Raw genomic sequence first — 20426 nt, 5'->3', positions numbered from 1 at the left:
TTGCTGATTGCTGCTATAGCGATCAATTGGGCCATCACGCTGCTCGCCGAGGTTTGGGTTGGACTTGTGCTCACGCTCGCGGGCTGCGCGGCAGTAGGCGGATTCCTCATCTGGTGGCGGCTTTGGCGACGGCGCTGGTGATCATTGGCCACAGTAAAAATCAAGACGAAAGGAGGACTACGTATGGGAAAACAAAGACGACGAGGCAACCAAAGCGAGAAGCGCCTCCGCTTGCGAAGCATCCGACGCGATCCACCGAACCTCGACGGCCTGACTAAAGCGCTGTTGAATATGGCTCTCCGCCGGGCTGCCCACGAACAAGAAGCTCAGCGACTGGGCCACCACCGAGGACCGTCCGACGCGGAGGCTGGAAATGAGTAGGGATCAGGATCCTCTCGTTTGGCGTGAGCTCAACTGGCCACGGCCTCTGACGGTGGAAACCGTGCGTGCATTCGTGCGCCACCTGATCTCAAACCGTACTTTTGGCAAGGTGATCTGGGAAGTCCGAGGCCAACACGGAAAGGTCACTCACCTTGTGGCCACCAACAAGAAACAGTCTCGACGGTTTGCCCACCTCGTACGACAGTTGGTGCCCGGAAGCACTCTAACGAAGCCTGACGGTAGGCAGGACGTGTGGTCGGCCGCACACCTCCAGCTGACCCCTTCCGCTCTATCAACAAACATCGAGGACCCTGAGACTATAAGCCGGTCCGTGCTTGCTGCTCTCTCGGCGGCCCGCTTCGAGGATGATCTGCTCGTTTTGCAAGTCATTCTCGGTGAAGGCCGCAGCCCACGCTTCATCGAGCAGTCGGCTGACCCCACTCAAACGTGGTGGGGAATTATCAGCAGGGGCCAGAGACCGGCGGCAAGCGATATGCGCTCAAGCATGGCCCGAAAGGCGTCAATGCCTAGTGCGCTAACGGTGATACGGATCGGCGTCACCGCAGACTCTCCTGCCAAGCGACGCGCCCTAGCGCTGGGGGTTGCAGGGGCCATTGGCACCATCGAGGGACCCGGTGTCCGTACGAAGTTGAGCCGTGAATCGCCGAACCGACTCAACGAGGCCCGAATCCACTGCTTCCATTGGTCACAGATTCTGAGTTATCAGGATCTAGCAGTCCTATTGGCGCCCCCTTTGGGACTGGCCGATCTACCAGGACAGCCTCCCATGCATCCCAAACGGCTGCACGCATCATCTGAAGTCGATAGTAGCGAGCGTGTTTTTGCGTTTAGTAACGCACCAGGCAAGCGGCAGCATATGGGGATCGGCGAAGCCGATGCCCTCAGACATGCCGTATTCGTTGGCCCAACGGGCAGTGGCAAGTCCACAGCGCTGCTCAACACCATCGTTGCCGATATGTTCGCAGGTCGATCCATCTGCGTCCTTGACCCTAAGCGGGACCTCATCGACGACGTTCTCAGCCACGTGCCGGAGAGCCGGCAGGACGAGGTTGTCCTCCTCGATGCGAGTGACGACCAGCCGGTCGGTTTCAATCCTCTCGCAAGCACGGGGCGCAACGCGGAAGTCGTCGTCGATGGCATTCTCGCGGCCATAAGGGACATATTCGACGGCATCGGCCCCCGCAGCCAAGACATCCTGCATGCCTCCCTGATCACGTTGGTGCGAGCCGGTGGGCATACTTTGGCCGACATCCCTCAGCTTTTGAGTGATGCGCTATACAGAAGACCGCTCACCGCTGCCCAAGCCGAGGATCCCGTCTTAGCGGGCTTCTGGGCATGGTACGACGGGCTCAGACCCGATGCCCAGGCTTCGACAACGGCCCCGCTCCTAAACAAGCTGCGTGTCTTCCTACTTCGTCCGCAACTGCGCCGTGTCCTAGCCCAGGATGCCCCACGATTCGCTGTCAACGATCTCTTTACGAAGTCACGCATCCTTCTCGTGCCCCTCAACAAGGGAGTAGTCGGTGCGGAGTCCGCGTCGCTGCTTGGGTCGCTTTTGATAGCAGAGTTGTGGCAATGCATCCAAGCCCGAGCAGCAGTACCCCCCGGCCAACGCCAGGCGGTAATCGTGACCGTCGATGAAGTTCAGGATTACCTGAAAATTGGCGACCTGGCGGACGCCTTGGCCCAGTCGCGGTCCCTCGGTGTGGGGTGGCAGCTAGCCCATCAGTTTCGCAAGCAGCTCTCAACGTCGATGTCGGCCGCCATCGACAACAACGCCAGGAGCAAGGTCGTGTTCGCTTTGGAAAGCGAAGACGCAACAGCCGTGGCCCGCATGGCACCAGGGCTTGAGGCCATCGATTTCCAATCCCTCGGCAAGTTTCAGATCTACTGCAACCTTGTTGCCCAGGGCCAGCCGTCGGGATGGGCCTCTGGAACGACCATGCCGCCACCGATCAAGATCAGTGACGCTGATGCCATTCGCAGACGCAGTCGACAGCTCTACGGCGCTGCCCTACAGACAAAGCCCCCGCCCGCCGCCAGCGATTCTTCAACATCTAACGACCGATCAACAAAACCGCCGACCGCCCCCATCGGCAGAAAGAGGAGGAACAACTAATGAATGAAATCAAGCCAAAACCGGAGACGATGACGACGGACAATGACGATGACGAGCATCCGGTCGGACGTCCGGTCGCTGACACCAAAGATCCCCAAGATCCGCAGGAGTCCGCCCCTGAACCGTCATTAAAGCTAGGGACTGATCCTCCCGTTGGGAGGACACTACGTGCTGGCAGGCATCAAAGACGCGAACTCCTGGCTCTGCTCAGTCCACGGGACCGCAGTATCCTTCTCGGCCTAGCCGCTCACCGATACCTCAGCACCACCCAGGTACAAAGACTGTACTTCTACGATCACAAGACCGTTCTGGCCGCCGTACGCGCTACCGGACGGGTCCTTCAGCGTCTCCATGGACATGGGCTTGTCATGCGGCTTCAGAGACGAGTCGGAGGCCTGAGCGGAGGCTCAAAGGCCTACATCTGGGCCGTAACAGATCCCGGAGAGAAAGCTATCGGCGACATCAAAGGGGTTGCTGGAAGGCGTCGACGCTACGATCAGCCATCTGCACATCACCTTGAGCACCTGCTCGCCGTTACTGATGTACGGCTCGAGCTCATTGAAGCGGACCGATCCGGAGCCTTCACGGTTTCCAGAACGGAGATGGAACCCGCCTGTTGGCGTCCGTACCTGAATCGGAATGGTCAGCCGGCTCATATCAAACCCGACCTCTACGCCATCACTCAGACCCCTGAATTCGAGGACCACTGGATGATTGAAGTCGACCGGGGCACCGAACATCTACCCGTGATCCTCCGCAAGTGCCACGCTGTGCAGCTTTATCACGACCGCGGTCACGAACAAGCGCGTCATGGCGTATTCCCGCTGACCGTCTGGGTCGTCCCCAACGAAGCACGGCAACGACAAATTGAAGTTGCGATTGTGGAGAACGCAACCCTTAGCAGCGCCCTCTTCCGCGTCGTTGAGCTTAAGGATCTAGCGGCACTCGTCGCCACAGGGGGCGCGGCGGAGACGAACCAGAAGGGAGGAAACAAATAATGGAGAGCCTATGGATCCGCCCGCCTCAGTCCGATCCTGAACGCCTGGGCCCGACCTCGGACACACCGTATATCTATGTCAGCTCAACGGCCGACTTTGTGAACCGAGTACGGCATTCTGCATGGATTCGCGCCGACCAATCTCCAGACGAGATCGAAGAGCAAATCCGTGAACTGTTGGATGCTTCTCCTTCCCTTCAACGAGGCGGATCAGGAGCCTCTGGTTGGTTCATTGAGGACACGAGAGGGTTCGGTGTCTATGAAGCGCTCCTCAGCTACGATGCCGCGGAGGTCTCGAATGTGGGGCTTGGCATCGCAACATACGGTGAACCGTTCGCTGCTTATGCCATGAAGCACCCCGGTGGCGAGAACCTGCTCACGGACTTTGAGGAATTCTACATAGCGTCCTACGCAGACGTGGATAACTGCATAGATGCATTCCTCGAGACTATGGGCTGGAGCCAGGCGTTGGAGGAATTCAAGGCAGAGCAAGGAATCAACTGTCCACTGGAGTTCGATCGTTCCTGTATCTGGGAGCAGTACAAAGAGGCATGGGAAGTCATTGAAACGAGAACAGGATCGGTGCATGTGTTCGCAACCTAGTTATCCACAGTCCATCCACAACGTCACCGGGGGGTGGAAGGACACCCCATGCAGCACAGCGAATTTGACCGTTCCATTCGCGGTGAAGAAGAGCTATTCTCAGAGACGCCTAAACGGAGACCTGACATGAATGCACACTCGACCGCCAGCGCCTACGCCACAACAGACGACGTTGCGGATCTTGTCGATGTGCAGGCAGAACAACGTCCTTTGATCCATTTGTCCGACGAAGCGCTTCCTGGAACCCGCGCTGTGCTCTACCTCCGAGTCTCTTCCAAGGGCCAGGTCAACACGGATTATGATCCAGAGGGTATCTCCATCCCAGCTCAGCGTGAGTCGTGTATCCGCAAGGCAGAACAGATGGGCCTGACCGTCGTCGACGAGTATGTAGAACCCGGTCGGAGCGCCACGGAGATGAGCAAGCGCGTAGCCTTTCAGGAAATGTTGCGGCGACTTCGTGCAGACCGAGATGTCGATTTCGTCATTGTGTACAAGCTCTCTCGATTTGCGCGCAATCGAACAGACGACGCGATCGTCATGGCGGATCTGAAAAAGCGCGGGGTCACCCTTATCAGTGCAACGGAGAGCATTGATGCCAGTCCTGTTGGGCAACTGATGCATGGCCTCCTAGCTGCCTTCAACGAATATCGCTCGGCTGAGGACGGCGCCGACATCAAGTACAAAATGGCGCAGAAGGCCAAGAAGGGTGGCACGCTGGGCAAAGCGCCGCTAGGGTACCTAAACGTCAGAGAGTACTTCGAGGGCCGCGAAGTGCGGTCAGTCGTTGTGGACGCGATTCGAGGGCCACTTGTGGCGCAGGCGTTTGAACTTTATGCCACAGGCAGCTACACGTTCGCAGATCTTTCGGTGGCTATGGCTGATCGAGGCCTCACAACGAAGGCGACAGCCAAGCGCCCGTCAAAAGCCGTTGCACCCACGTACTTCTCACGCTTGCTCCGGGATCGCTACTACGTCGGGATCATCACCCACGAAGGCACCGAATATCCTGGGCGCCATGAACGCCTTGTAAGCGACGAAGTCTTCGAAAAGGTGCAGCAACTACTGGACAGCCGCAGCAATGCTGGCGAGCGAAGGCGCAAGCATCACCACTACCTCAAGGGGACGCTGTACTGCAATGTGTGCCACGAACGCGGTGTGGTCCGGAGGATGGTTGTAGCCAGGGCTCGCGGACGGCACGGTAACTTCTACTACTACTACTTCTGTGTTGGACGAGGCGTTGGCAAATGTTCGAGCGGCTACATAAGTACTGCGCTTCTCGAAGAAGCTATGTTCGCTCACTACCGACGAATCCAGTTCACCGGAGACTTTATTGAGCTCGCGAGGACGCATATGCACGACGCTCTTCGAGAAAAGGAAACCGCAAACCTGCTCTTGCAGCAACAGCTTGCCGCAACCCTATTAGAGTGCGACAGCAAAGAGGAGAACCTCCTAGACCTAGCCGCTGACGGAATACTGCCCAAGGAGAAGATTCGCACACGACTGACTGATATCGAGCGACAGAGACGCCGAGTCAAGGAGCAACTCGCCAGCGTGAGCTCAAACCTCGAGGCCGGCGTCCGTTATCTGGAAACCTACTTACGATTACTGGCCGACCCCGAGGCGCTTTACCGAACGGCAACAGATCAGGAACGCAGACAACTTAACCAAGCCATATTCGTCAAAGTACTCGTCGACAACGAATCCTCCGGGGACACGCTGATGGCCGAGCCGGTCGTCACCCTTGCAGCAGCTGAGGCGGGCCACAAGGCACTGCGAAGTGGGCAGAGCCTTGAAGATGCTCACGAGCAGGCTGTGACATTCCACGAGGCGCATAGAGAGCAAAAAAGGAGAGCTACCAAGATTGGTAGCTCTCCTTCTTCTCTTGCTTCGGGCTTATTCCACGGCATCTTCGACGCCAATGTTTCGAATAAGACCAATATGGTGGAGCTGAGGGGACTCGAACCCCTGACCCCCTGCATGCCATGCAGGTGCGCTACCAGCTGCGCCACAGCCCCATATTCTTGCTGCTTCGCAACTGGTTTTTTGGACCATCCGCGCCGAAGCAACTCAAATATCTTAGAACAGCATTTCCGAAAATTCCAAATCGGACATATTTCGGCTGACCGCTATTCCTAGTGCTCGGAATCTTCCGCCGAAACAGCCTTCGCAGAAGCGTCGTCGCCCAATTCGAGGTCCACCACAGGGCAGTCCTTCCAGAGGCGTTCCAAGGCATAGAAGACACGATCTTCAGCGTGCTGGACATGGATCACGATGTCCGCATAATCCAAGAGAACCCAACGGCCTTCAGAGCGGCCCTCGCGGCGCACCGGACGAAGATCCTGCTTCATCAGTTCTTCCTCGATGCCGTCAACAATGGCGTTGACTTGGCGTTCGGTGGGAGCGGACGCAATCAGGAAGACGTCGGTGAGCGCCAAACGCTCACTGACGTCCAGGGCGACAATGTCCTCGGCAAGCTTGTCTGCCGCGGCACGCGCAGCGTGACGGGCGAGGGTAATGGATTGTTCATGTGCAGACACGGGTACTCCTTGTTGTGGCCAGTGGCCTGTGTTGGCGTGAGCCGTTGTTCAGCGGAATTAGCCGCTGGTGATCATGATGATGCCGACGATTAGCGCCACGATGCCCAACCCCAGGACGCCGAATTGCAGCAACCTGTTCCGTTGCGCCCGGGCCAAACCGGCGGTGTTGGCATCCAGGGGGTCGAGGCCATACGCGGCGCTGGCCGAAACCGGTGGGCGCTGGGTCTCTTGACTGGGCTCCGCGGCGGCGACAGGACGTTTCCCGACCGACTTCGCAACTGCTTCTGCGCGGGCAAGAACGCCGGCACGGCCGCGTGCTGCCGGCTTTTTTCCCTGGGCTTGTTCTGCGTCGAGCTTTGGCCCCGCAGAAGTGATCAGCGGTACAAAGGTGGTGCTCGGGCGCTTCATGACAGGGCGTTCGATCCCCGGCATCTTAACGAACTCCAAGGGAGTCACCATCGCCAGGTTGTTAGCCGTGGAAGGACCCACCGTAGCGGCCGGCGACTTACCGTCAACTCCGGAACCCGACGCATTCTTTGCGGGTTCCGACGTGTTTTTGGCGGATTCTCCCTGCGTCTTCTCGGCAAGCTTCTGCTTAGCGGCAGCGCGCTTGTTCAGGACGGCAGCACGCTCGGCAAGGGCGATCTGCTGGGCCAGGACCTCAGGATCTACAGCCAATGGGTCCTGCTCGGCAATGTGTTCCAGCTTGGACGTCTGGTTTTCCACCTGCGCGGCGATCAGCTGCCGAACCGCAAGCGCCTGCTCCACGGACATTTCGGACTCAGCAGGAGCCTTGCCGCTTCCCGCGCCACCCGTTGTGGGCTTGGGAGCGCCTTGAGTCTTCTCGTTGGGAGCTTTGCTGGCAGGCTGCGGCTTGTAAGAATCCGGTTTGGAAGACTTGGCACCCTCCGACTGACCCGTGTCCTTTGCCGCTGGGGCGGGAACAATGGGATTCATTGAGGTAGCAACTTCGGCCTGAAGTTGCTGGAGGCGCAACTGGCGACGAGTAGGCGGTCCCCCACCGGAGAGCTGCTCCTCTTTGTCCGCCAGCTCCTTGATGGTGCGCAAAGCGGCACGATCCCGGGCACGGATCTGCGATGACCGTTCCTGGGCTGCCGGTCCCACTGCGTCCACAGGGACGTCGGCGGCACGACGATTGCGGCCGTTCGGGCGATCGGCTTGAGGAAGGTTTTCCACGTCCGCAGGCGCGGACGTATCCACTTGCTCAGCCTCGGGGTTTTCCTCCCGGGCACGTCGAAGCTCGCGCCTGCTACGGATGGGTCGCTGGTCCTGGCTGCTCATTCAAAACTCATTCAGTACGTGCTTGGTCGTCTGATCCGGACAGTGCTGGTGTCAGATCCGCTGCGTTCGCCGGCGCCGCATACAGTCCATATTTTGCGATGTACTGCACAACTCCATCAGGCACGAGGTACCAGACAGGATTTCCGGCCCCAACGCGGGTCCGGCAATCCGTGGAGGAGATGGCCATGGCGGGAACTTCCAACAGGCTGACGTCGTCCCTGCCCATGTCGTGCAGTTCATGGCCGGGACGGGTCACGCCGACGAAATGGGCCAAGGACCACAATTCGTCAACGTCCTTCCACGAAAGGATCTGCGCCAAGGCATCTGCACCCGTGATGAAGAACAGGTCAGCGTCAGGACGCTCTGCACGGAGATCGCGGAGGGTGTCGATAGTGAACGTCGGCCCCGGCCGATCAACATCCACACGGCTTACTGTGAACCTTGGATTGGAGGCCGTGGCGATGACGGTCATCAGGTAGCGGTGTTCAGGCCTGCTGACCAGCTTGTGTGACTTCTGCCAAGGCTGGCCGGTGGGCACGAAAACCACTTCGTCAAGGCCGAACTTGGCTGCGACTTCGCTGGCAGCCACAAGGTGGCCGTGATGAATGGGATCAAATGTTCCACCCATCACGCCCAGCCGGAGCCTGCGCCCCGCCTCCCCACGCGGTGTTGCGGCGATAATGTTAGTGGCCTTGGCCGTGGGTGTGCTTGTTCGGGTGCTGGCGGTGCGGATCGGCGTGCTCTTCAACGGCCTCGTGACGGTTGCCGAGGTTGGTGTAGGAGAGGGTAACGAACAGGAGAACCAGCATGAGGGCGAACATCACGACGCCGAAAACCCACGGCTCGGCCCACAGTGGAGCGAGTTCCTCGTGGCCGCCTTCAGTTTGGGCGGCAATGGACGTGGCGATCTGCTGAAACAGCATCTTCTCCCCTATTGGTTCTCAAAGGATTTTCGACGGCGGGACTCCCCACCGTTCCGGACTTCTGTTCTATGTTACCGCGTTGCTAGGCGCGGATCTGGCCCTCGCCCTGGACGATCCACTTGGTGGTGGTCAGCTCCGTGAGGCCCATGGGACCCCGGGCGTGCAACTTCTGGGTGGAAATACCCACTTCGGCTCCGAGGCCGAGCTCCCCTCCGTCAGTGAACCGGGTGGAGGCATTGACGATCACGGCAGCAGAGTCAATGTCCGCAATGAACTTCTCAGCGTTGGCCAGGTTGTTGGTGAGGATCGCTTCCGTGTGACCGGTGGTCCAGGTGCGGATGTGGTTGACCGCTTCATCCAGGCTGTCCACCATGGCAACCGCGAGATCAAGGTCCATGTATTCGGTGGCCCAATCGTCATCGTCGGCGGGAACGGTTTCAACGTCCTTGCCCAAGGCAGAAGCGATCCGCTCATCAACGTGGAGGGTGACGCCGGCTGAACGCAGTGCTTTGGCAACAGCAGGCAGCACAGTGGCGCCGGAGTGCACCAGCAGGGTTTCAACTGTGTTGCAGACGCTGGGGCGTTGCGTTTTGGCGTTGAGGAGGATTTCCACAGCCATCTCTTCATTCGCGGACTCGTCAATGAAGATATGGACATTGCCTTCGCCGGTTTCGATGACAGGTACAGCGGAGTTGGTCACAACAGTCTGGATGAGATCCCGTCCACCGCGGGGAATCAGGACATCCACCCGGCCGCGGGCACGCATCAGTACGTTGGCTCCTTCGCGACCGTACTGGTCCACAGTCTGCACGGCATCCGCGGGCAGGCCGACTGAATCCAGCGCTTCGCGAAGGATCTGAACCAGTGCCTCGTTGGTGTTCGCAGCGGCGGAACCTCCCCTGAGGATTACTGCGTTCCCGCTTTTCAATGCCAGGCCTGCGATATCCACCGTAACGTTCGGACGGGCCTCATAAATGGCGGCGACAACACCCATCGGGACGTTCACTTGGCGCAAGCGCAGTCCATTGGGCAGTGTTTGTCCGCGGACCACGTTTCCCACGGGATCGGGCAAGCCAGCCAGGTTCTCCAAGGCAGCGACCAAACCGTCGATGCGGGCAGGAGTCAGGGTCAAACGGTCCAGCAAAGCCGCTGACGTACCGTTGGCACGGCCCAGGGCTACATCCTTGGCGTTGGCCTCCAGCACGCGCTTCCGGTTCTCCACCAAGGCAGTTCCGATGGCACGCAACGCGCGGTCCTTCCATGCACGGTTGGCCTGTCCCATGCGGCGTGCAGCTTTACGGGAACGGTCCGCGATGGCGTGAACAGCTGCCTGGACATCTTCCGGTGACAACGGGACGCCTGCCGCGGGGTTCTCCGGCGTCTGGCCGGTGGTACCGGATACGTCGGAGATCACAGGGGCGTCAGGGGTCAGCGCTTCAGTCATGCTCCAAGTTTAGATGAGCGCGACGCCCTCAGGAGCACCAGATCGTCAACATGAACAACTTCGCGGTCATAGCCGCGACCCATGGCCTGGCCGAGCTCCTGCGTTGTACGGCCCAACATGCGTGGGAGTTCCTCCGAAGAGTAGTTCACCAGGCCGCGTGCCACCACGGTTCCGTCATGGGCAACCATCTCGACGGGATCTCCTGCTTCGAAATCACCGCTAAGGTCCGAAATGCCTGCGGGAAGGAGTGACCTGTGCCGGTCGCGCACGGCCTTCACGGCGCCGTCGTCGAGTATTAAACGGCCGTGAACGGTGGCCAGGTGTGCCAGCCAGAGGAGTCGGACCGGCTTGCGATTGCCGTTAACGGCAAACCACGTTCCAACGTCCTCGCCAGCCAAAGCCGCAGCAGCATTGGCCGTGGACGTGACCAGGGCATGTATACCCGAACCGGCAGCGATGGACGCTGCTTCCACCTTGGTCATCATGCCGCCGGTTCCGACGCCGGCTTTGCCCGCCTTGCCTATGGTCACGTCCTCGAGGTCCTGCGGACCACGGACCAGAGGAATACGCTGGGCGCCCTGGGACGGCGGGCCGTCGTAGAGGGCGTCGACGTCGGACAGCAGCACGAGCGCATCGGCGCGAACCAAGTGGGCCACCAAGGCAGCGAGACGATCGTTGTCACCGAAACGGATTTCATGCGTGGCCACGGTGTCGTTCTCATTAACTACCGGAACGACACCAAGGTTTAGCAGCCTGTCCAATGCCCGGAAGGCATTAGTGTGCTGCGTCCGGCGCATCAGGTCATCGGCGGTCAACAGGACCTGGCTGACTGTTACACCGTGGGCGCTGAAAGCCTGGGTATACCGTGCCATCAGGAGTCCCTGCCCCACACTGGCGGCAGCTTGCTGCGTGGCGAGGTCCTTGGGTCGCTTGGCCAGGCCTAAAGGGGCAAGCCCGGCAGCGATGGCACCCGAGGACACCAGGATGATCTCTGTCCCCGCATTGCGCTTTTCAGCCAAGGCATTGACGAGCCCCGTGAGGGACTTTTCGGAGATGCCCCCCTTGATGCTGGTCAGTGAGGACGACCCCACTTTGACAACAATCCGCTTGGCGGTGGCAAGGGCTTGGCGCTCAAGTCCCTCAGCTATGTCCGGAGCGTCGACAGTCTTAGTCGTCATCACCGGAATCCAGGTGGCTTTCCTTCACTGCCTGGGCACGGCGACCACTGACGGATTCAGTCCAGATGCCAGCCTTGCGTTCAGCTTCAAGCTCAGCCCTCGCGGCAGCCTTGGCTTCGCGGCGCTCGATCTGCTCGTCGCGCTTTTGTGAACGCGTGGGGCGGTCGCCGATGTCCGCGACGCGAATGTCGGTTCCGCGTGGCGTCGCCAGGAGCTCGGCGCCGGCCATCATGGTGGGCTCCCAATCGAACACCACGCCGTCGTCTTCACCGATAACCACGGTGTCGCCGGGCTTGGCGCCAACCTTGAAGAGCTCGGTTTCAACACCGAGCTTGGCGAGGCGGTCGGCGAGGTAGCCAATCGCTTCCTCGTTGGTGAAGTCGGTTTGCTTGACCCAGCGCACGGGCTTTTCGCCCAGGACGCGGAACAGCGGCTCGAGGTTTTTCTCCTCGCGGCGGATCTTGAAGCCCGACTCGTTGACGGCGCGCGGCCTGAGGACGGGAGCAGTCACCTTGGGAGGCGTGGCCTGAACGGCGTCACGGGCTGCCTGGACGATCTCAGCCATGGCAAAGCCGAGCTGACGCAAACCCTCGTGGCTCGTTGCAGATACCTCAAAAACGCGGTAGCCACGCGCTTCGAGGTCAGGACGGACGAACTCGGCCATGTCCTTGCCGTCAGGAAGATCCACCTTGTTGAGGACTACCAGCTTCGGGCGCTCGTTAAGGGGCACCACTTCACCGTCAACACCGGCGTAGCTCATGTCAACTGCATACTTCTCAAGTTCGGCCTCGATGATGGCGAGGTCGGAAAGAGGATCCCGGTCAGATTCAAGGGTTCCGCAATCAAGGACGTGAACCAGTGCAGCACAACGCTCTACGTGACGCAGGAAGTTGTGGCCCAGGCCCTTGCCTTCGCTGGCGCCCTCGATCAGGCCGGGAACGTCGGCGATAGTGAAGCGGACATCGCCGGCCTGCACCACGCCGAGGTTGGGAATGAGGGTAGTAAACGGGTAGTCGGCAATCTTGGGCCGGGCAGCAGACATGGCTGCAATGAGGCTCGACTTACCGGCAGAAGGGAAACCAACAAGGGCGATATCTGCGATGGACTTCAGTTCCAGGACGATATCGCTGGATTCACCTTCGATACCAAGCAGGGCAAAGCCCGGAGCCCGACGCTTCTGCGATGAAAGGGATGCGTTGCCGAGGCCGCCCTGGCCGCCGGCAGCTGCAATGTACTCAGCACCCTCGCCGACGAGGTCGGCCAGAACGTCGCCGTCCTTGGTCTTGACCACGGTGCCATCGGGCACGGGAAGAATCAGGGTTTCACCGTTCTTGCCGCCACGCCAGTCACCCATGCCGGGGCCACCGTTGGTGGCGTGGCGGTGGGGAGCGTGGTGGTAATCAAGCAGGGTTGTGGTCTGGGCGGATACGCGCAGGATGACATCGCCGCCGTTGCCGCCGTTGCCGCCGTCGGGGCCGCCGAGCGGCTTGAACTTTTCCCGCTTGACAGAGACACAGCCGTGGCCGCCGGTTCCGCCGGATACGTGCAGGACTACCCGGTCTACAAAGCTCGCCACGTGAATCTCCTCAGTTGCTGTCTTACAGCGCTTGTTGCTGTTCCCAGCGTTGTTGCAAAAACCAGTGCGCTAAAGCGCCCTAGTCGATTGTAATGCGGTTAAAAGAACGGTGGAGCGGGCCGTTTGGCCCGCTCCACCGGTTCAGAACTTGTAGTTACTCTGCAGCTGCAGCAGCAACAATGTTCACTACGCGACGGCCGCGGCGAGTACCAAACTCAACCGCACCGGCCTGCAGTGCGAACAGGGTGTCGTCGCCACCGCGACCGACGCCTGCACCGGGGTGGAAGTGGGTTCCACGCTGGCGAACGATGATCTCGCCAGCGGAAACTACCTGACCACCGAAACGCTTGACGCCCAGGTACTGAGCGTTGGAGTCACGACCGTTGCGAGTGGAACTCGCGCCTTTTTTGTGTGCCATGTGAAATGCCTGCCTCTAAATTTCTGGGGAAACTGAAAAACCTGAACAGCGGGTAACGAAAGTTACGCGATGCTGGTGATCTTGATCTTGGTCAGTTCCTGACGGTGACCCTGACGCTTCCGGTAGCCGGTCTTGTTCTTGAACTTCTGGATGACGATCTTCGGACCACGGAGGTCCTCGAGGATCTCAGCCGTGACCTTGACGTTGGCCAGTTCCGCAGCTGCGGAGGTGACCTTCTCGCCGTCAACCAGGAGCAATGCGGGCAGCTCAAGCGTGCTACCGGCTCCACCGGGGACGCGGTTCAGCGTTACGTAGTCTCCAACGGAAACTTTTTCTTGGCGGCCGCCTGCGCGGACAATCGCGTACACCACTTGGGTACTCACTTCTCTCGACGTTTATTACAAAATTTGCGTGCGGAACCTTGAACCGGAATCAGCCCTGGTTCGCGCTGTGCCTCAACGCCGTGGACTTCTGAATCGAAGTCCGCGAGTCATCCCATGAACAATTCCAAGGGGCATAACCCAAGTGTTGGCGTAAGCACCGAAGATCAAGATTACGCTAGTTTGACCTTCAGCTGCAAATGAGGCCGGGTCCGGAGGCTACCTCGTGACTTGCATCACCAGTTGTAACGGACTCTCCCGGCACCGTGCCCATACAGCCTACAGGGTTTGAGCGAGATTAACGCGATCCGGCCAGCGACGCGCGGACGTGTCGCCGCAATTGGCCTCAAGTGCGTGCCCGGAAAGCTACTGAGCGCGCGTGAACGAAGCCTGGGCAAACAGCCTGGGAGCATCGAAAAACGCCGTCTCGTAGCGGCAGGACTGAGTGAAAGCATCCATCATCGCAGTCCGCTCCGTGCCGGAAGCCGCGACGGCCGCGGCAGCAGTGAAGTTGATCGCTTTCCGCGTTGCCGCCGCGAAATCCTCGTCGGCATAGGTCTTCAACCAGTCCGCATATGCGTGGTCCGCCGGCGCGCCGGCGTCTACGTATGCCGTATGAAGCTGCTGACCCACCTCCGCGTACAACCAATAACAGGGCAGGATCGCCGCCAGCACCACGGCGTAGCTGCCGGCGGCGGATGTTGCCAGTAAATGGTCCACGTAGGACTTGGTAACCGGTCCGGTTGCCGTGGAGGCTTCGCGCGTGCTCAACCAGTTCCTGTGCAACTCCGATTCAACCTCCAGGCACTGCTGTGATGCCTTTGCCCAGAACAGTTGTTCTTCCTCCGTGGGCGCCAAGGCGCCCGCACGTGCCAGGACCCTCGAATACCCATTGAGATAGATGGCGTCCTGGGCAAGGTAGTAATTGAAGTCACGTTCCGGCAGCTCGCCGGATTGAAGTCCTTGAATAAACGGGAGCCCGTAAATCGCTTCGAGTTCGGGGACGGCTTCGTTCCACATCGCCGCAGCGAAAGCGCCCGGCGTGGATGCCTGCTGGAAGTGGTGGAAGTGGTTCACGGGCCCGTTGCCTTGACCCACGTGCAGGCTGTCAGAGGCCTGCAATGCCCCTAGCAACCACGGCTTGACTTCCCGCAATGAAACTTCCCAGTCACCGGTTCGTGCCTGGACTGTGGCCAAGGCGGAAGACAGAGAGCACCCGGTACCGTGGCTATTCCGCGTTGCAACCCGGGGACCTGCCACTGCGACCACGTCCTGAGACAGCAGCCCGCTCGTGTTCACCAGCGCATCCGGGCACTCCGGCCCTGGCAGGTGGCCACCCTTGACCAGGACCGTGTTTCCGTACTCCGCTGCCAGCCGTTTGCCCTGGTCCAGCGCCGAAGCCCAGTCAGTTGCCTCGGGCTCCCCCAGCAACATGGCCAGTTCAGGAAGGTTCGGCGTAATGAGGTGGGCCAAAGGCAGCAGCGAACGCAATGCCTTCTCAGCAGACTCCCGCAGCAGCCGGTCACCACTGGTGGCCACCATCACCGGATCAAGGACCACGACGGCGGGACTCACCTCTTCGAGCCAGCCCCGGACCTCGTTGATGACGGCTGCGTCGCCGAGCATTCCGATCTTGACGGCGTCAATGGTGATGTCGGCACTAATGGCTTCCAGTTGCTGACGCAGGAAGTGCGCGGGAGGGACGTGGACGGCACTGACCTCCCTGGTGTTTTGCGCGGTGAGGGCCGTGATGGCAGCCATGCCATACCCGCCAAAAGCGGCGATGCTCTTCAGGTCCGCCTGGATTCCGGCACCACCTGAAGGGTCCGAGCCGGCAATGCTCAGAATGCGCGGGGTTGGACGGCCCGAAGCCGGAGCGTCGAGGGGGTACACCGATGAATGTGATGATGCAGTCATGAGGACATCCCTTCGCCGGTGCTAACCGGACAGGTTCAACGGGTTTGGATCTCAGCCTGGCCCAACGCCCGGCACCCCGTGTCAGTCCCCAAGCGTAGCCGGGAAGCAACGCGCCGCGGGAACCGGGCCACACCGACGCCCGGATGTGACTCTGAACGTAGCCTGTGCTTGGCTTGCCGAGCGGACGCAAAAGGACCCCGCACTACCCGCCGTTTGGCAGATAGCGCAGGGCCCTCTTCAACTTATTCGCCGCGATTAGAGCTCGGAAGCAGGAACTCCAACGCCGAGGATGATGGGCTCATCTTTTGGTGCCTTCTTGGCCGGTTCCACAGGCGCCTTGGCCTCGTGGGCCGAACCCCGGGTGGCCGACGCTGTCGCCTCATGGTGTTCAACGCTGGTTTCATTGGCCGCGCCCTGGGCCCTGCTGGCACTCCGGTTACGGCGACCACGACGACCACGCGAGGCTGAAGCAGCCTCGGGGTCTTCCTCAGCAGTCCTTGCCGGAGAAGCAGCCTTCGGGGCTGCAACCGGAGCGGCTTCCTGCTCGGGTGCCGGAGCCGCACCGAGGTGCGAAAACGCTTCGGCCAGCAGATCCAGGCTCATGGCAGGCTTGGCTGCCTGCGGTTCCTCGTGGTGCTCAACGAACGGCAAGGCAACTTCTTCCCCGCCGAAGCGCAGCACGGGAGTAGATCTTGCTTCCTGGACTGCTGCTTCCCTGCTTGCAGCATCGCGGGCTGAAGTCCCTGCTTCGCCGCTGCCTGCTTCACTACTGGCGGCGGTGCCGGCTGTAGGGCTTGCGTCCGGCTCGTGCCGGCCTGCCGCCCGCGCTTCCTCCTCTGCACGGTGAACTTCGTCGTCGTGCAGGTGTGCGGCGTGCGCTGCAGCGGCAATCGTCGCCAGGGCGGCCCTGGTTGCCTCGGCTTTGGCTATCCGGGCAGGATCCTGCGGTTCAGCCGTGGTGGATGCTGCGGCCGGGGCGGACGTGGTGGTGTGGACCTGCGCGGGAGCTTCGGCAACAGCCGGTCCCCCGCCCTTGCCGCGGCGGCGTTTGCGTTCGGTCCGCGCAGCAGGCTGCTGCGCTTCCGTATGCGGGCGGTGATGTTCAGCAGCCACCACGTTGGCGCGTCGGTGCTCAACGGGCTCGTCGTGCGTGACGACACCTCGGCCAGCGCAGTGCTCGCACTGCTCACCGAAGACCTCAAGGAGGCCGGTACCCATGCGCTTGCGCGTCATCTGGACCAGGCCCAGCGACGTTACTTCGGCCACCTGGTGCTTGGTGCGGTCCCGGCCGAGGCACTCCACCATGCGGCGGAGGACGAGGTCGCGGTTGGATTCAAGGACCATGTCAATGAAGTCAATGACGATAATGCCGCCGATATCGCGCAGACGAAGCTGGCGAACAACTTCTTCGGCCGCTTCCAGGTTGTTCTTGGTGACGGTTTCTTCAAGGTTTCCGCCACTGCCGGTGAACTTGCCGGTGTTGACGTCCACCACAGTCATGGCCTCGGTGCGGTCGATGACCAACGAACCGCCGGACGGCAGGAAGACCTTCCGCTCCAGGGCCTTGTGGATCTGCTCATCAATGCGCCAGGCGGCGAAGATGTCCTGATCCTTGGTCCACTTTTCGAGGCGGCCCACCAGATCAGGGGCAACGTATGTCACGTAAGCCTCGATGGTGTCCCAGGCGTCGTCGCCGGAGACGATCAGTTTGGAGAAGTCCTCGTTGAAGACGTCACGGACCACCTTGATGGTGAGGTCAGGTTCGCCGTAGAGCAGTTCCGGAGCCAGGACCTTGGTGGACGAGGCCTGTCCTTCGATGCCTTCCCACTGCGCACGCAGACGGTTGATGTCGTGGGTGAGCTCTTCCTCCGAAGCGCCCTCGGCTGCTGTGCGAACAATGACACCGGCGTTCTCCGGCAGGCGGTCCTTCAGGATGCGCTTGAGGCGGTTGCGCTCGACGTCGGGCAGCTTGCGTGAGATGCCGGTCATGGAACCACCGGGTACGTACACCAGGTAGCGGCCCGGCAAGGAGATCTGGCTGGTAAGGCGGGCACCCTTGTGTCCCACGGGGTCCTTGGTGACCTGGACCAGGACGGAGTCGCCGGACTTCAGGGCGTTCTCGATCCGGCGCGGCTGGCCTTCAAGGTTGACTGCGTCCCAGTTGACTTCACCGGCGTACAGGACCGCGTTACGGCCCCGTCCGATGTCCACGAACGCAGCTTCCATGGACGGCAGCACGTTCTGGACCTTGCCCAAGTACACGTTGCCGATCAGGGAGTCCTGCTGGGTCTTGGACACGAAGTGCTCAGCAAGCACACCGTCTTCCAGGACACCAATCTGTATTCTGTCGTCGCGCTGGCGGACGATCATCTGGCGGTCCACCGACTCGCGGCGGGCAAGGAACTCAGCCTCGGTGATGACCTGGCGGCGGCGTCCGGTTTCACGGGACTCGCGTCGGCGCTGCTTCTTGGCCTCCAGCCTGGTGGAGCCCTTGACGCCGGTAACGCGGTTGGAGGGTGCTGTCTCCGTGATGGGGCGCGGCGCGCGGACACGGGTGACTGTGTTGGGCGGGTCATCATCCGAGCCGCCGGTCAGTTCAAGATCCTGGTCTCCACGGCGGCGACGACGCCTGCGCCGAGACGTGACACCTTCTTCGAGGGCTTCTACTACCGGCGCTTCCTCGTCCTCGGACTCGGTGCCGTCATCGGTCTCGTTCTCGTCCCGCTCGGTTCCACGGCGGCCACGGCGGCCGCGGCTCCTGCGACGCCGGCGACTACCTGCGTCTTCCAGCTCGCCTTCAGTGGTAGTTTCGGTTTCTTCTTCGGGCTCCTCAGCCTTCTCTTCCACCGCGGCGACGCGGGGAACTGTGGTGAGGTCCGGGGCCTGGAAGATCATGGAGGTGATGGAAACCGGCTCCATGAACAGGGAGGTGGACGTTGCAGGGGCAGCTTCTTCGGCAGCTTCGTCCGCGGTGGCTTCCGCTTCCGGGTTTTGGGCAGCAGCATCGGTGGCTACCTCAGCGACCGGTACTTCCGGCTGGGAGCCTTTTTCCGGCGTCGTGGTTTCTTGCGCGGCTTCCGCGGCAACCGGCGCCTCTATTGCTTCAGTTTTGGGCTTGGTAACACGACGACGGCGGACCGGCTTTTCGGGGGCCGGCTCAGCGGCCGCTTCGGGCTTGGCTTCGGCAGCTGCCGGGGCGGCAGCGGCGTCTTCGCCCACAGCAGTGGCTTCGTCGTCCAAACCGGGCAGGGTTTCGGCGGGCTCTGCCTTCTTGCGGGAACGCGTGCGACGCACTGGTGCTGCGGCGGCCTCAGGGGCGGCTTCCGAGGCGGGGGCCTCGGCCGCAGGTGCCTCTACGTCAGCGGCGACTTTGGGCGCTGCCTTGCGCCGGGTCCTGGTGGCTTTCTTGGGCGCTTCCGCAGTTTCCGCGGGAGCTGCCTCGTCATTAACGGCTACAACCTGGTCATTATCCATATGTGGCAACACTCCTGCCCCAGCGACGCCGCCACATCCGGCGCCCAGTGGAGCAAATATTGTCAAAACCCGCAGGCGTTGACAGAAGTCGGCAGTATGCCTTCCGGTTCGCACCAGCATTGGGGTGCGGCAGCCCTGGAAGGCCGGCGGCTTTATTCTGAAACCCGTTGTTCTGCTGCCACAACCAGGTGCCGTCCATTGTCATGGCGGGCCTACCGAGGATCACACGATCCGGGCATGCCCAGCTCATACTGGCGGTCTTGGGAACAAAGTCACCGGACCGGAATTCGAATGTGGATCGACTCCCGGCCATGTTCATTCTCTCACACCCCTGCACATTCCCAGGGTAGGTCGCTGTGTCGTGGAGCTCCGTGCACAAGCTGGGGCCGGCGCCCAGCCTTCGGAGTTACAATCCTCCCAAGAGCCCTTCCCGGCTTGCCGGGCCATTTGTCGAAAAGGATCACATCCGCGATGCCAAGCACCGCCAGGGAAAACCTGGCCAACAAAGCCACAAGCCATGTGGAGGACATGTCCACCCAGCAGGATTCCCTCCCCAACACGGTCCGTGACAAGCCTTTCGCGTGGCTGCTGTTGATCACCGGCGTCGTTGGCTGGCTGGCTTCCGGAATCCTGGTGCTGGAGAAACTTGAGGTCCTCAAGGATCCCAACCACGTGACAGTGTGCGATGTAAATCCGTTTGTCTCCTGCGGTGAAGTGATGCAGACACCGCAAAGCTCGGTGTTCGGCTTTCCCAACATGTTCATCGGCATCGTTGCCTTCGCTGTCATCATCACTACAGCCATGGGCATTCTTGCGGGAGCCAGGTATTCACGGGGCTACTGGCTGGGCCTGCAAACCGGTGTGACCCTTGGTTTCGCGTTCGTTGTGTGGCTATGGTCGCAGGCACTCTACGTCATTCACGTGCTGTGCCCGTTCTGCATGGTGGTGTGGGCCGCCATGATCCCCCTGTTTGTCTGGGTAACCATCCGCAACGTCACCAGCGGGGTCATCAAGGCGCCGCCGGCACTGGTCAAGCTTTTGTCCGGATCGGGATGGATCATCGTTGCCCTGCTGTACATCGCCGTGATCGCCACGATCTTCTTCTCGTTCATCCACCTCTTCGTGGCGTCCACAGCGTAGAACCACCACTCGCGAG

General features: G+C 60.9%; 16 protein-coding genes, 1 tRNA gene, 1 pseudogene and 1 riboswitch. Of the genes and pseudogenes, 5 read left to right on the top strand and 13 right to left on the bottom strand.

Translation table 11 applies throughout. The features are described from left to right. Window positions 1–373 precede the first annotated feature (373 nt). From AC6CH8_RS13640 to AC6CH8_RS13625, 4 genes and pseudogenes are all read left to right on the top strand, one after another. Window positions 374–2521, top strand: coding sequence for a type IV secretory system conjugative DNA transfer family protein (locus tag AC6CH8_RS13640; protein WP_498191090.1), 2148 nt, complete (start codon window positions 374–376; stop codon window positions 2519–2521). Continuing rightward, window positions 2521–3519 (top strand): replication-relaxation family protein, encoded by a 999-nt coding sequence (locus AC6CH8_RS13635; protein WP_498191088.1) that lies wholly within the window; start codon window positions 2521–2523, stop codon window positions 3517–3519. Before AC6CH8_RS13640 ends, AC6CH8_RS13635 begins: the two co-directional genes overlap by 1 nt. Beyond that, window positions 3519–4121, top strand: coding sequence for an antirestriction protein ArdA (locus AC6CH8_RS13630; protein ID WP_498191087.1), 603 nt, complete (start codon window positions 3519–3521; stop codon window positions 4119–4121). Before AC6CH8_RS13635 ends, AC6CH8_RS13630 begins: the two co-directional genes overlap by 1 nt. A gap of 48 nt (window positions 4122–4169) precedes the next feature. Continuing rightward, window positions 4170–5135: pseudogene (locus AC6CH8_RS13625) on the top strand (recombinase family protein); the annotation flags it as partial. Window positions 5136–5180: 45 nt separating this feature from the next. On the opposite strand, the gene AC6CH8_RS13620 reads toward AC6CH8_RS13625, so the two are convergent. The 13 genes from AC6CH8_RS13620 to AC6CH8_RS13560 form a co-directional block, all read right to left on the bottom strand. Then, window positions 5181–5420 (bottom strand): hypothetical protein, encoded by a 240-nt coding sequence (locus AC6CH8_RS13620; protein ID WP_498191085.1) that lies wholly within the window; start codon window positions 5418–5420, stop codon window positions 5181–5183. Window positions 5421–6060: 640 nt separating this feature from the next. Continuing rightward, window positions 6061–6136 (bottom strand) — tRNA-Ala (locus AC6CH8_RS13615). A gap of 117 nt (window positions 6137–6253) precedes the next feature. After that, on the bottom strand, window positions 6254–6658 hold the full coding sequence (rsfS, locus tag AC6CH8_RS13610; RefSeq protein WP_054808905.1) for a ribosome silencing factor: 405 nt from the start codon (window positions 6656–6658) through the stop codon (window positions 6254–6256). Between the two features lie 57 nt (window positions 6659–6715). Beyond that, window positions 6716–7960: a hypothetical protein gene (locus AC6CH8_RS13605; RefSeq protein ID WP_498191083.1), complete on the bottom strand. Its 1245-nt coding sequence runs from the start codon at window positions 7958–7960 to the stop codon at window positions 6716–6718. A gap of 7 nt (window positions 7961–7967) precedes the next feature. Next, on the bottom strand, window positions 7968–8588 hold the full coding sequence (gene nadD / locus AC6CH8_RS13600) for a nicotinate-nucleotide adenylyltransferase (protein ID WP_011775039.1): 621 nt from the start codon (window positions 8586–8588) through the stop codon (window positions 7968–7970). 55 nt (window positions 8589–8643) lie between these two features. Then, a complete protein-coding gene (locus AC6CH8_RS13595; protein ID WP_017200576.1) occupies window positions 8644–8883 on the bottom strand; it encodes a hypothetical protein in 240 nt (79 codons plus the stop codon). An 82-nt stretch (window positions 8884–8965) separates the two neighbouring features. Continuing rightward, entirely contained in the window at window positions 8966–10327 is a 1362-nt protein-coding gene (locus tag AC6CH8_RS13590) for a glutamate-5-semialdehyde dehydrogenase (RefSeq protein ID WP_091467946.1), read from the bottom strand. Continuing rightward, window positions 10324–11505: a glutamate 5-kinase gene (gene proB / locus AC6CH8_RS13585; protein WP_498191080.1), complete on the bottom strand. Its 1182-nt coding sequence runs from the start codon at window positions 11503–11505 to the stop codon at window positions 10324–10326. Before proB ends, AC6CH8_RS13590 begins: the two co-directional genes overlap by 4 nt. Then, on the bottom strand, window positions 11495–13081 hold the full coding sequence (gene obgE / locus AC6CH8_RS13580; RefSeq protein WP_091467951.1) for a GTPase ObgE: 1587 nt from the start codon (window positions 13079–13081) through the stop codon (window positions 11495–11497). Before obgE ends, proB begins: the two co-directional genes overlap by 11 nt. Before the next feature lie 154 nt (window positions 13082–13235). Next, on the bottom strand, window positions 13236–13499 hold the full coding sequence (rpmA, locus tag AC6CH8_RS13575) for a 50S ribosomal protein L27 (protein ID WP_003803426.1): 264 nt from the start codon (window positions 13497–13499) through the stop codon (window positions 13236–13238). A 62-nt stretch (window positions 13500–13561) separates the two neighbouring features. Continuing rightward, on the bottom strand, window positions 13562–13870 hold the full coding sequence (gene rplU, locus AC6CH8_RS13570; RefSeq protein ID WP_024816904.1) for a 50S ribosomal protein L21: 309 nt from the start codon (window positions 13868–13870) through the stop codon (window positions 13562–13564). 375 nt (window positions 13871–14245) lie between these two features. Next, window positions 14246–15796 carry a bifunctional hydroxymethylpyrimidine kinase/phosphomethylpyrimidine kinase gene (gene thiD / locus AC6CH8_RS13565; protein ID WP_498191077.1) on the bottom strand — a complete coding sequence of 517 codons (1551 nt, stop codon included), beginning with the start codon at window positions 15794–15796 and terminating at the stop codon, window positions 14246–14248. Continuing rightward, window positions 15787–15885: riboswitch (TPP riboswitch) on the bottom strand. (Overlaps the previous gene by 10 nt.) Window positions 15886–16051: 166 nt before the next feature. Then, entirely contained in the window at window positions 16052–19270 is a 3219-nt protein-coding gene (locus tag AC6CH8_RS13560; RefSeq protein ID WP_498191075.1) for an Rne/Rng family ribonuclease, read from the bottom strand. Window positions 19271–19741: 471 nt separating this feature from the next. Between AC6CH8_RS13560 and AC6CH8_RS13555 the strand changes: the two genes are divergently transcribed. Then, complete coding sequence (locus AC6CH8_RS13555; protein WP_420178252.1) at window positions 19742–20410, top strand: vitamin K epoxide reductase family protein; 669 nt, start codon at window positions 19742–19744, stop codon at window positions 20408–20410. The last annotated feature ends 16 nt before the right edge of the window (window positions 20411–20426 follow it).

It is taken from the genome of Paenarthrobacter sp. GQ52 (assembly GCF_059759005.1).
Note: the sequence above shows the minus strand (reverse complement) of the source record. Positions and strands in the feature narration are given on the sequence as shown.